General features: G+C 69.5%; 11 protein-coding genes. 7 read left to right on the top strand and 4 right to left on the bottom strand.

Annotated features, from left to right (window positions below; translation table 11 throughout):
• Positions 1 to 31 precede the first annotated feature (31 nt).
• Together ACWF82_RS23240 and ACWF82_RS23235 are read right to left on the bottom strand one after the other, a co-directional pair.
• Positions 32 to 931, bottom strand: a complete 900-nt coding sequence (locus ACWF82_RS23240) for an enoyl-CoA hydratase/isomerase family protein (RefSeq protein WP_452504250.1) — start codon at positions 929 to 931, stop codon at positions 32 to 34.
• A 59-nt stretch (positions 932 to 990) separates the two neighbouring features.
• Entirely contained in the window at positions 991 to 1,683 is a 693-nt protein-coding gene (locus ACWF82_RS23235; protein ID WP_452504248.1) for a hypothetical protein, read from the bottom strand.
• 111 nt (positions 1,684 to 1,794) lie between these two features.
• On the opposite strand from ACWF82_RS23235, the gene ACWF82_RS23230 reads away from it, so the two are divergent.
• From ACWF82_RS23230 to ACWF82_RS23205, 6 genes are read left to right on the top strand one after another with little or no spacing between them, the layout of a single operon-like run.
• Positions 1,795 to 2,598 (top strand): enoyl-CoA hydratase/isomerase family protein, encoded by an 804-nt coding sequence (locus ACWF82_RS23230; protein ID WP_452504246.1) that lies wholly within the window; start codon positions 1,795 to 1,797, stop codon positions 2,596 to 2,598.
• Positions 2,595 to 3,392, top strand: a complete 798-nt coding sequence (locus ACWF82_RS23225) for an enoyl-CoA hydratase/isomerase family protein (RefSeq protein ID WP_452504243.1) — start codon at positions 2,595 to 2,597, stop codon at positions 3,390 to 3,392. Before ACWF82_RS23230 ends, ACWF82_RS23225 begins: the two co-directional genes overlap by 4 nt.
• Positions 3,392 to 4,864: a class I adenylate-forming enzyme family protein gene (locus ACWF82_RS23220; protein ID WP_452504241.1), complete on the top strand. Its 1,473-nt coding sequence runs from the start codon at positions 3,392 to 3,394 to the stop codon at positions 4,862 to 4,864. Before ACWF82_RS23225 ends, ACWF82_RS23220 begins: the two co-directional genes overlap by 1 nt.
• A 5-nt stretch (positions 4,865 to 4,869) precedes the next feature.
• Positions 4,870 to 5,292: a PaaI family thioesterase gene (locus tag ACWF82_RS23215; protein ID WP_379034661.1), complete on the top strand. Its 423-nt coding sequence runs from the start codon at positions 4,870 to 4,872 to the stop codon at positions 5,290 to 5,292.
• A 3-nt stretch (positions 5,293 to 5,295) separates the two neighbouring features.
• On the top strand, positions 5,296 to 6,819 hold the full coding sequence (locus tag ACWF82_RS23210; RefSeq protein ID WP_452504239.1) for a MorD protein: 1,524 nt from the start codon (positions 5,296 to 5,298) through the stop codon (positions 6,817 to 6,819).
• Positions 6,816 to 7,610, top strand: coding sequence for an AAA family ATPase (locus ACWF82_RS23205; RefSeq protein ID WP_452504237.1), 795 nt, complete (start codon positions 6,816 to 6,818; stop codon positions 7,608 to 7,610). The genes ACWF82_RS23210 and ACWF82_RS23205 overlap by 4 nt, the downstream gene beginning before the upstream one ends.
• A 25-nt stretch (positions 7,611 to 7,635) precedes the next feature.
• Here ACWF82_RS23205 and ACWF82_RS23200 read toward each other — a convergent pair whose 3' ends face one another.
• The gene (locus ACWF82_RS23200; RefSeq protein ID WP_452504235.1) at positions 7,636 to 8,145 is read right to left on the bottom strand and encodes a DoxX family protein; all 510 of its coding nucleotides are present in this window, start codon (positions 8,143 to 8,145) and stop codon (positions 7,636 to 7,638) included.
• 152 nt (positions 8,146 to 8,297) lie between these two features.
• Here ACWF82_RS23200 and ACWF82_RS23195 point away from each other — a divergent pair, with 152 nt between their 5' ends.
• Positions 8,298 to 9,479, top strand: a complete 1,182-nt coding sequence (locus ACWF82_RS23195; protein WP_452504234.1) for an acyl-CoA dehydrogenase family protein — start codon at positions 8,298 to 8,300, stop codon at positions 9,477 to 9,479.
• Positions 9,480 to 9,534: 55 nt separating this feature from the next.
• Here the strand turns inward: ACWF82_RS23195 and ACWF82_RS23190 are convergent, their stop codons facing one another.
• Entirely contained in the window at positions 9,535 to 11,208 is a 1,674-nt protein-coding gene (locus ACWF82_RS23190; protein WP_452504232.1) for an acyl-CoA synthetase, read from the bottom strand.
• Between the last annotated feature and the right edge of the window lie 2 nt (positions 11,209 to 11,210).

Genomic DNA, 11,210 nt, shown 5'->3' with positions numbered 1-11,210 from the left:
GAGTTCCGGCACCGGCCTCGCCGTCGGTGCGCTAGCCCAGGTCGGGTTCGGCGACGTGGAAGTGCGCGTCGCGCAAGCGGAATGCTTCCTTCGTGCCGTGCTCGGCGCGGGTCTTGACGAAGTTGAACTCGCCCGGGGCGAACTGCAGGTTGGTACCGAAGGCGTGGAAGAGGTAGCTGGCGACTTCCTCCCCCTGATAAGCCTGGCTCTGTTCGACCATCCGGAAGGCCTCCTTGGCGATGACGACGCCGTCGGCGGGCATCTTCGCCGCCTTCTCCGCCCAGTAGCGAGCCCGCGCGGTCACCGCCGCGGGATCACAGGTCTCGGTGAACACACCGAGATGCTCCACGCTCGCCGCCTCGACGATGTCCCCGGTCAACAGCAGACGGCGGGCCAGCACCGGGCCGAGCCGGTGGAAGAACATGTGCAGGCTGCCCAGCGCTGGACCGAGGAACCGGGCCGCGGGCATGCCGATACGGGTGTCGCGGGCGATCACCGAGATATCGGTCATCAGGGCCATCTCGAACCCGCCGCCGAGCGCGTACCCGCTGATCTCACCGACGGTGACCTTCGGAAAACCGAGGAACTCGTGGTAGAAGCCGAAGGACTTGCGGTCCACGGTCAACCGCCTGCGCTGACTTGGCCTCCGCGGTGCCGTGCGCTCACCGTCGGCGGCGGCGCGCTCGCCGTACCAGCCGTAGGCGTTGTTCATATCCGCGCCGGTGCTGAACACCTGCTCCGCGCCGCGCAGCAGCACCACGGTGATGTCGTCGTCGTCGGCAACCCGGTCCAGACAGCGGGCGATGTCGTCGCGCATCGCGGCATCGTAGGAGTTGCGCTGGGCCGGGTTGTTCAGGGTGATGGTGGCGATCCGGCGGTCCGGATCGAGCTCGTAGAGCACACGGCCGTCGGTGGCAGGGGACACGGTCATCGGCTATCTCTTCCTGGGTTTCTGGGGGGGGTGGTCGGCGGCGGCCGCACGGGTCGCGGTCAGGGATGGGTGGTACGTGGCCCGAAACGCGCTGTGGGCAGGCCGTCGATGGGCACGGCGACGGTGCGCACGACCGCCGAGCACAGCAGCTGCCCGTCGCGCAGGATGCGGGCGGTCGATTCGATCTCGCGGTCGCTCAGCACACGCACGATGTCGAAATCGAGTTCGGTGAGAATCGGGGTCGGCCTGCGGTAGGTGACCTCCATCGAGCGCGTCTTACCCGCCACCCCGGACGCGCAGCTGTGATGCTGGACCACGGCGTCGAAGAAGACACCGAGGAAACCGCCGTGCACGAGACCGGGCGGCCCTTCGTGGACGAGGGGAAAGGTGATGCGGCCCCGCGCCGTCGTGGTGTCGAGGTGGTCGAAGACGTACTCGGGGAAGCAGGGATTGAACGCGCCGATGTCGAAGGCGTGATTCAGGTACACCCGCCGGTCCGTCGGGTCGCCGGCGAGTCGCGGCGCCGGATCGGGCGGCACCGCGGTGGCGAGCTCACGTTCCCGTTCCGACAGCTCGAACAGCATCGCGTCGACGGCCGGGTGCGGGTGTTCGAGGGCGAGCAGCAGGCCGATGACGCGGCGCAGTGCCGCGGCCGCGGCGACGGTCTGCGCCAGGGGTTCCGCGCCGAAGCGGGCCGTCGGCCTGCGGTCGGTTCGCGCCGTGTCCGGAGGCACGGTTCCAGGCTCGGCCATCGCAGCTCTTTTCTTCTCGAGGCATCGCGGCCACCCTGGCGGGAGACCGACGGTATTGTCTACTGTACATGCAACAGTATGTTTCACTACCCCCGTCTCCAGGAGGCAAGCATGCCGTTCGACACCATCGGCTACGAGGTCGACGGGCACACGGCCACCATCACGCTCGACCGCCCGCACGCCCTCAATGCGCTGAGCCCGCACATGATCACCGAGCTGCGGGCCGCCTACGACGAGGCCGAGCGCGACGACAAGGTGTGGCTGCTGATCGTCACCGGGACCGGCCGCGCGTTCTGCACCGGTGCCGACGTCAGCGAGATACCGGGCGACGGCAAGGTGGTCAACGAGCGCCCCTACCTGTCGACCTACGAGCAGTGGGAGGCACCGCAGGAGGGCACGCCGCCGTTCCGCACCATGACCAAGCCGATCATCGTCGCGGTCAACGGATTGTGCTGCGGCGCCGGGCTGGACTGGGTGACCACCGGCGATATCGTCATCGCCTCGGACCGGGCGACCTTCTTCGATCCGCACGTCAGCATCGGGCTGGTCGCCGGTCGCGAGGTCGTGCGCCTGGCCAGGGTGCTGCCCCGGACCGTCGCGCTGCGGATGGCCCTGATGGGCAAACACGAGCGGATGAGCGCCCACCGGGCCTACGAACTCGGCATGATCACCGAGGTGGTCGAGCACGACCGCCTGCTCGAACGCGCGCGCGAGATCGGCGATATCGTCAATTCCAATGCGCCCCTGGCTGTTCGGGGCACGCGACTGGCCATCGTCAAGGGCCTGGAGGTGCCGCTGCACGAGGCCGAGATGCTCGCCGAATCCTTCCGGGAGCGGGTCACCCGCACCGAGGACGCGCTCGAGGGACCGCAGGCCTTCGTCGAGAAGCGCGACCCGATCTGGCAGTGCCGATGAGCACCCCCTATGACACCGTGCTGTTCGAGGTCGACGAGCGCGACCGGGTCGCGACGGTGACGCTCAACCGCCCGGACCGGCTCAACGCCTTCGACCGCACCATGTGCGAGGAGATGCGCGAGGTCTGGCGGCGGATTCGCCTGGACGACTCGGTGAACGCCGTCGTCCTGCGCGCGGCAGGCACGCGCGCCTTCTCCGCCGGCCTCGACATCAAGGTGCCCTACGGCCAGCCGGAGGGGATCTGGCACCATGAGGATCCCGGCGAGGCGCTGAGCCCGAAATGGCAGAAGATGTGGAAGCCGGTGGTGTGCGCCGTGCAGGGGATGTGCACGGCCGGCGCGTTCTACTTCGTCAACGAAGCCGATGTGGTGATCTGTTCCGAGGAAGCCACCTTCTTCGACTCCCATGTCTCGGCGGGGCTGGTCTGCGCGCTGGAACCGATCGGGCTCATGCGCCGCGTCGGTCTCGGCGAGACCCTGCGCATCGCGCTGATGGGCAATGACGAGCGGGTCTGCGCCGACACCGCGCTGCGGATCGGTTTGGTTTCGGAAATCGTTGCCCGCGAACAGCTCTGGGAGCGCGCACACGCCATCGCCGCCGGCATCGCGGCCAAACCGCCGACCGCTACCCAGGGCACGGTGCGCGCGATCTGGGAATCCCTGGACAAGCCCTACCGGGCCGCGATGGAGCACGGTCTCGTCTACACCCGCCTCGGCAATCCGATCGCCACGGCGGAACTGGCCGCCGCCCGCGACAGCAAGCCCGCCACCCCGATCGAACCGAGGATCCGCTGATGACCCAGCCGCACGACCACCCGCTGAGCACCCGGATCCGGCAGATCCTCGACCTCGCACCCGATGCCAGGGCGATCGAGTTCGACGAAACCTGGTTCACCTGGGGCGAACTCGCCACCGCGACACACCGCACCGCCGACCACGTACCGCGGGCACAGCCGGTGGGCATCCTGCTGCGCAACCGCCCCGAACACGTGGCCGCGTTCCTCGGTGTCCTGCTCGCGGGCGGCACGGTGGTCGTGATCAACCCCGCGCGCGGTGACGACCGCATCCGCGCCGACATCACCGCCTTGGACCTGCCGCTGGTGATCGGCAACACCGACGATCTCGCCGCCCTGGTAGATCCCGGCACCGCCACCCTGGCAGTGGACGGTCTCGATGGACAATCGGCGCGAACACCCGCGAAATCCGGTGCGGCGGCGACGAAACCGGTGACCGCGGTCCGCATGCTGACCAGCGGTACGACCGGCCCGCCCAAGCGGGTCGACCTGACCTACGACATGTTGTGGCGCAGCGTGTTCGGGGCCGACCCGGATCGCCATCCGGTACCTACCGCGCCGCGGACCGGTGTCGCGATCGTCAATGCCCCGCTGGTGCACATCGGCGGCGTGTTCCGGATCCTGCAATGTGTGCTCACCGCAAGGCCGTTCGTCTTCCTGCCGCGTTTCGAGCTGGACCGCTGGGCCGCCGTGGTGCGCGCACACCGGCCCGGTGCGGTGTCGCTGGTGCCTGCCGCGCTGCGCATGGTGCTGCACTCGGATCTCACCGCCGATGATCTCGCCGGTGTCCGGGCGGTCACCTCCGGCACCGCTCCCCTGTCGGCCGCCGACGCCGATGCCTTCCAGGAGAAGTTCGGCGTCCCGGTCCTGACCTCGTATGCCGCCACCGAATTCGGTGGCGGGGTCGCGGGATGGACGCTGGCCGACCATCAGCAGTTCTGGCGGACCAAGCGCGGCAGCGTCGGACGGGCCAGCGGTGGCGCGCTCTTGCGGGTGGTCGGGGACGACGGCACCGAACTCGGCCCGGACAGCCAGGGACTGCTCGAGGTGATACCCGGCCAGCTGGGGCCGGGGACGGACTGGATCCGCACCACCGACATCGCGCGCATCGACGCCGACGGCTTCCTGTGGATCCTCGGACGTGCCGACCAGGCCATCATCCGCGGTGGATTCAAGATCATGCCCGACGAGGTGCGCACGGCCATCGAAGCGCATCCGGCGGTGCGTGGCGCCGCCGTCGTAGCCCGGCCCGACCAACGCCTCGGCGAGACCCCGGTGGCGATGGTCGAACTGCGTCCCGATCGCCGGACCGAGGTCGCCGACCTGCTCGCTCATCTACGAACCCGCTTGGCCCGCTACGAGATTCCCACCGATATCGCGCTGGTCGACGCTATCCCCCGTACCCCGTCGGGCAAGGCGGATCTGTCCGCGGTCCGCGCGCATTTCGCCGGTTCCGGCACCGGCCAGGAGTGAATGCCATGATGACAACCCTTCGCCACATCAGCGGGCTGCTCGATCACATCGGTTTCCGCAAAAGCACCGACAGCCAGGGCACACCGAACTGGGAACTGCCCGTCGCGCCACACGTGGTCAACACCTCCGGAGGCCTGCAGGGCGGCCTGATCGCCACCCTGGTCGACATCGCCGCGGGCACGGTCGCGCTCGAGCACCGGCCACCGAACGCCGGTGTGGTCACCTCGGACCTGAGTGTGCGCTACTTCCGTCCCGTCACCGACGGCGCGGCGCGCACGCAGTGCACGGTCATGCACGCGGGCAAACGCTCGATTGTCGTGCAGGTCGAGGTGTACGGCGGCCCCGACGACAGCCTCGCGGCGCTGGCCACCGTCAACTTCGCGACCGTCGACTTCGCGACCGACCGCACGGCCGTCGCGAGAGACTGACCGATGGATCCCGCACGGGCATCCGCGATCGAGCGCAGCTGCGCGGTGACCGCGGTGGCCTTCTCCGAACGCCGTCGCACCGATGTGCGTCTGATGACCGGCGAACACCGGGGATTCGGTCTGAGCGCGGGACGTCGCATCGTGCACGTCCCGTACCCGCCGATCGACGCCGACTGGACTCGCACGACCCTGACCTGCGGTGTCGCACTGCAGTGTTCGCCGTCCAAAGACCGGATCGCCGAGTTTGCGCTGCACGAGTTGTCGCCGCGGCAGCGGGCGGCGCTGTCACTGGTCGAAGGCGGTGTCGCCGCCGCCTGGGTCGGTGCCCGGCTACCGGGCCTGCTCCCTGAATTACGCAGAGTGCTGACACATCTGGAGTTGCACGAGGAAGACCTCGACGGTGGCCGGATGCTCGATCGGGCACTCGAACTGGCCGGGACCCGGCAGGTACTCGCGACGCATTCGTTGCTCGGCACGCTGCCGTCGGGTGCGGTCGGACGCGGCGCCCTGGCCTCGGCCGTGCGCCGGGTGTATGCCCGGATGCCGTGGACCTCGGCGCGCAGTGACTCCTACCGCCCGCTGACGGTCCCGGTCGGCGGGGACGGCGGTGCGCGCAACGCGAACCTGCCCCCGCCGAGCAGACCGGAGGACGACGACGTCGAGATCCGGGCCGACCAGCGCGCCGGTATCCCCTATCCGGAGTGGAACCGCTGGACCGGTGCGTTCCTGCCCGACCATGTCGCCGTGCTGGAACGCAAGCTGCCCACCCGCACCACCCCGGTCACCGCCGTCTCGGGCGATGTCCGGCGCTGGTTCGAACACAACACCCACCGCGCGATGCGTACCGGGCTCGAGGACGGATCCGATATCGACATCGACCGCTACGTAGCCTATGTCGCCGACGCGGGCACCGGCCGGGCGCCGCAGCCGCGGATCTTCCGCGAACTGGCGCACACGTCCCGCGATGTCAGTACCGCCCTGCTGCTGGACGGCAGTTCCTCGCTCAGCGTGCGCGGCGGGCAGGTCTTCCGGCTCGAACTCGACTGCGCGGACGCCCTGTCGCGGGCGATGACCCTGGCCAGGGAGCGACACGGCATCTTCGTGTTCACCGGCAACACCCGGCACCGGGTGCAGGTGGACTGCCTCAAGGATTTCCAGGACCCGCATTTCGTCGACCCGGGCAGCCTGGGATTGGTCACTGGGGGCTACACCCGGCTCGGCGCTCCCCTGCGCCACCTGACCGCCCGGCTGGTCGATCAGCCGTCTCAGCGCAGACTGCTGATCGTCATCGGCGACGGGCTGATGTCGGACGAAGGCTACGAAGGACGGTACGCCTGGGCCGATGTCGCCCATGCCGTGGAAGAAGCCGAGGACGCCGGGGTCCGGGTCTTCTACCTCGGGGTCGGCCCGACCCGGGTCGACCCCCTGCCTGAGGTCTTCGGGCCCCGGCGGTCCCGCCGCATCGGTCGGGTCGACGAATTGCCAAGGGCCCTGGCCCAGATCCATCGAGAGTTGGTAGCCGAATGAACCCAGATCCGTACTTCGCCGGCGGCATCGAGGTGCCCCTGTTCGAGGGTGCACATCGCCAGCGACTGCCGGTGATGCTCACCGGACCCACCGGGTGCGGCAAGACCCGTTTCGTCGAACACATGGGCAGACTGCTCGGCAGGCCGGTCGTGACGATCAGCTGCCACGACGACCTGACCAGTTCGGACTTGGTCGGCCGGTTCATGGTCACCGGCGGTGACGTCCGCTGGACCGACGGCCCGCTCACCCGGGCCGTGAAGTCCGGGGCGATCTGCTACCTGGACGAGGTGGTCGAGGCCCGGCACGACTCGCTCGCTGTCCTGCACGCGCTCACCGACCACCGGCGCACCCTGTTCCTGGATCGCGCGGACGAAGTCGTGGCCGCGCCAGATCCGTTCATGCTCGTCTGTTCCTACAACCCCGCCTACCGCAGTTCACTCAAGGAACTCAAACCCTCGTTCCGGCAACGGTTCGTCACCATCGCCATGGACTACCTGCCACCGGATCGCGAGGCCGAGCTGCTGACCGCCGAGACCGCGGTCGATCCGGCGGTGGCCCGGCGACTGGTCGGGTGCGCGGTCGCGATCCGCAAGGCCGACGGCGTCTTCCATTTCGAGCCACCCTCGACCCGGGTACTCGTGGCAGCCGCGCGGCTCGTCGCGGCCGGGGTGAGCGAGCTCGACGCCGTGCACGCCTGCGTGCTGGCGCCGCTGAGCAGTGACGGCGCCATTCACGACGGCCTGCGCGAGATCGCGGCGGCGAGTCTGGCGGAGGTACGGTCGTCCACCTGAGAGCGCGCAGCCGACATCCGGCGGGTCAGGACGGTGTCGCCGCAGGCGGCCGGTAGAACAGCGCGAGCTGGCCCGCGCCGGCCGCCAGGCCCACCCCGGCAGCGATGCCGAAACCCCACCAGCCATCGACCTGTTCGCTGCCGAGGAGCAGGCCATCGATGCTCAGCAGACCCGGGCCGAGGGTCGCCACACCGATCGCGGCCACCGCGAGCACCAGGTTGTACTCCCAGCCGTTGCCGACGATGAAGAATCCGTGCGCGCGATGCACCGTCCACGCGGCCACCACCATCAGGGCGACGAACCCGGCCGCCGCGAACGGCGTCGCGACGCCCAGTGCCAGGGCGAGTCCCGCACCGATCTCGGCACCGGCGGCCAGGCGGGCGTGCACCGCGCCCGGGCGCATCCCGATGCTGTCGAACCAGCGGGCCGTGCCCGGGATCCGGCCGCCCGCGAAGATCTTGCCGTATCCGTGCGCGGCCATGGTCAGCCCGAGGCACACCCGCAGGATCAGCACTCCGGCATCGAACGCTGTCATCGTCATTCCCGCCTGTCCGCCGGACCAGCGGGCCTCGCCCACCGTTCCGGCACTCTTCCCATATGAGTTACCGATAGTATTACAGTAAACGCGAACACAAGCATCCGGACCACCCACGGCGACTGCTGCCGTGCCCGAGGAAGGCTCCCGCCATGACCAGCACGACCACCGACCAGGTCACCGACGAGGATTTCCGCCAGATCCTCTCCCAGACGAAAGATTTCGTCCGTACCGTCGTGGTCCCGCGTGAGTCCGAGATCGCCGCGCAGGACCGGATCCCGGACGAGATCGTCGCCCAGGCCAAGGCCATGGGGCTCTACGGTTATGCCATCCCGCAGGAGTGGGGCGGGCTCGGCCTGCAGCTGGCCCAGGATGTCGAGCTGGCCATGGAACTCGGCTACACCACCCTGGCCTTGCGGTCGCTGTTCGGCACCAGCAACGGCATCGCCGGGCAGGTCCTGGTTGGGTTCGGCACCGAGGAGCAGAAGGCCCGCTGGCTCGAGCCGATCGCCACCGGCGCCGTCATCGCCTCGTTCGCCTTGACCGAATCCGGCGCCGGATCCGATCCCGCGTCGCTGCGCACCACCGCGGCCGCCGTGGACGGGGACTGGAGCATCAACGGCGAGAAGCGATTCATCACGAACGCACCGGTGGCCGATCTGTTCGTCGTCTTCGCCCGCACCCGGCAGGCCGACAGCTCAGGCCCCGGGATCTCGGTGTTCCTGGTACCGGCGACCACGCCGGGCGTCACGGTCGGCCCCAAGGACCGCAAGATGGGCCAGGAGGGTGCGTGGACGGCAGAAGTGAGTTTCCGGGACGTGCGGGTCGGCGCGGACGCCCTCGTCGGCGGCAGCGAGGATGTCGGCTATCGGGCGGCCATGAGTTCCCTGGCGCGCGGCCGCGTCCACATCGCGGCGCTGGCTGTCGGGACCGCGCAGCGCGCGCTCGACGAATCGGTCACCTACGCCGCCACGGCCACCCAGGGCGGCACCCCGATCGGGCGATTCCAGCTGGTGCAGGCGCATCTGGCCGACATGCAGACCGGTGTCATGGCCGGACGCGCACTGGTGCGCGCGGCCGCACAGTCCTGGGTCACCGGCGAGGACCGCCGCGTCGCGCCATCGGTAGCCAAGCTCTACTGCACCGAAATGGCCGGTCGCGTAGCCGATTCCGCGGTGCAGGTGCACGGTGGCACCGGGTACATGCGGGGGGTGGCGGTGGAACGGATCTACCGGGATGTGCGCCTGCTGCGGCTCTACGAGGGCACCAGCGAGATCCAGCGGCTCATCATCGGGGGTGGACTGGTACGCGCCGCCGAACGCACCACCCGGTGACGACGACCCGGGTGGTGCGGATCGGCCTCGATCCGCACCACCCGGGTTCCTCGGCTCACCGCTCGCCGGCGACCTGTTCGCGCGCCCAGCGATAGTCGGCCTTGCCCGCCGGGCTGCGGCTGATGGCCGGCCGGAAGACGACCGCCTTGGGCAGCTTGTACCGGGCCAGGGATCCCGCGGCGTGCTCGACCAGTTCGGCGGCACCCACCGAGGCACCCTCGGCGGGCTGCACCACCGCGACGACCTCCTGCCCCCAGCGCTCGCTCGGCCGTCCGACGACCAGGACGTCGGCGACGCCCGGATGGGACGCCAGAGCCATCTCGACCTCCTCGGCGAAGATCTTCTCGCCACCGGAGTTGATCGTCACCGCGTCACGGCCGAGCAGTTCGACGGTGCCGTCGGCGCGGTGCCGCGCCCGGTCACCCGGCAGCACGTACCGGACTCCGTCGATCACCGGGAACGTCGCCGCGGTCTTGGCTTCGTCACCCTTGTAACCCAGCGGAGTGAACCGCCGCTTGGCCAGCCAGCCGAGGCCGTCGTGGCCGGGTTCGAGCACCGAGGCGAGATCCTCGGCGACCACGCAGGTGTCCAGACCCGCCGAAAAGGTACCGGTGGAGACGAAACCGGCGGCCGAGACGTGATGCAGCTGAGTTCCGGTCTCCGACGAGCCGACCCCGTCGAGCACGGCCAGTCCCGGCACCGCGTCGATCCACTCCTGTTTGAGCACGGGGTTCAGCACCGCGCCGCCATTGGCGATCGCGGCCAGCGACGACACATCGGCGACGCCGGACCGCACCGCGGCCAGCAGCGGCCGGGCCATGGCGTCGCCGACGACGATGGCGATCACCACCCGTTCCCGCTCGATCGCCCGCAACGTCTCGTCCGCGTCGATCCGGTCAACCACAGGGGAGAACACCACCGACTGCCCGGTGGTCATCGCGGTCAGCACCGCCCACTGGGCGGCACCGTGCATCAGCGGCGGTAGCAGCATCAGCTTCACGCCGGGATTGGCCGCGGCCCTGGCGCCGATCTCCTCGTAGGAGCCGACGGTGGCGCCGGTGTTGACATCGCGTCCACCGCACGCGGCCATGTAGATGTCGTGCTGGCGCCACAGCACGCCCTTGGGCATGCCGGTGGTACCACCCGTGTAGAGGACGTAGAGGTCGTCGGGCGAGGGTGTCACCGGCGGCGGGACCGGATCGGTCTCGGCCAGGACTGTCTCGTAATCGACTGCGCCGTCGAGCAGTTCGTTGCCCGAGTCGTCGGCGATCTGGATCAGTACCCGCAGCCGGGGCAGTTCGGCGCGGATCTCGGCCACCCGCGGCGCGAAGGCCGCGTGGTAGATCAGGGCCGTGGCCCCCGCATCGGCGAGCAGGTGGCCGAGTTCGCTCTTGACATAGCGATAGTTGACGTTGAACGGGGCGACCCTGGCACGGAACGACCCGATCAGGCTCTCGATGTACTCGTGCCCGTTGTGGGCGTAGATGCCGAGCAGATCCTGACCGACCTCGTGACCGCGCAGCGCCGAACGTTCGGTGTGACAGCCCAGCCCGCGCTGGTGCAGATAGGCGGCCAGGCGGATGGAGCGGTCGGCGGTCTGGCCGTAGGTGTGGCGGTGTTCACCCTGAATGACCAGTTCCCGGTCCGGCAGCGCGGCCGCGGCCGCGTCGGCGGCTCCCACGAGGGTGAACTGTGCAGGCCCTGGCCCGGCGGTGGCAGCGGACAACATGA

The organism is Nocardia sp. NPDC055053, assembly GCF_053608285.1.
This window is presented reverse-complemented; position numbering and strand designations above follow the sequence as displayed.

Excerpts from the sequence above, each read along its gene's own strand:
- ACWF82_RS23240 (WP_452504250.1), bottom strand. The coding sequence starts at position 931 with ATGACCGTGTCCCCTGCCACCGACGGCCGTGTGCTCTACGAGCTCGAT.
- ACWF82_RS23235 (WP_452504248.1), bottom strand. The coding sequence starts at position 1,683 with ATGGCCGAGCCTGGAACCGTGCCTCCGGACACGGCGCGAACCGACCGC.
- ACWF82_RS23230 (WP_452504246.1), top strand. The coding sequence starts at position 1,795 with ATGCCGTTCGACACCATCGGCTACGAGGTCGACGGGCACACGGCCACC.
- ACWF82_RS23225 (WP_452504243.1), top strand. The coding sequence starts at position 2,595 with ATGAGCACCCCCTATGACACCGTGCTGTTCGAGGTCGACGAGCGCGAC.
- ACWF82_RS23220 (WP_452504241.1), top strand. The coding sequence starts at position 3,392 with ATGACCCAGCCGCACGACCACCCGCTGAGCACCCGGATCCGGCAGATC.
- ACWF82_RS23215 (WP_379034661.1), top strand. The coding sequence starts at position 4,870 with ATGATGACAACCCTTCGCCACATCAGCGGGCTGCTCGATCACATCGGT.
- ACWF82_RS23210 (WP_452504239.1), top strand. The coding sequence starts at position 5,296 with ATGGATCCCGCACGGGCATCCGCGATCGAGCGCAGCTGCGCGGTGACC.
- ACWF82_RS23205 (WP_452504237.1), top strand. The coding sequence starts at position 6,816 with ATGAACCCAGATCCGTACTTCGCCGGCGGCATCGAGGTGCCCCTGTTC.
- ACWF82_RS23200 (WP_452504235.1), bottom strand. The coding sequence starts at position 8,145 with ATGACAGCGTTCGATGCCGGAGTGCTGATCCTGCGGGTGTGCCTCGGG.
- ACWF82_RS23195 (WP_452504234.1), top strand. The coding sequence starts at position 8,298 with ATGACCAGCACGACCACCGACCAGGTCACCGACGAGGATTTCCGCCAG.
- ACWF82_RS23190 (WP_452504232.1), bottom strand. The coding sequence starts at position 11,208 with ATGTTGTCCGCTGCCACCGCCGGGCCAGGGCCTGCACAGTTCACCCTC.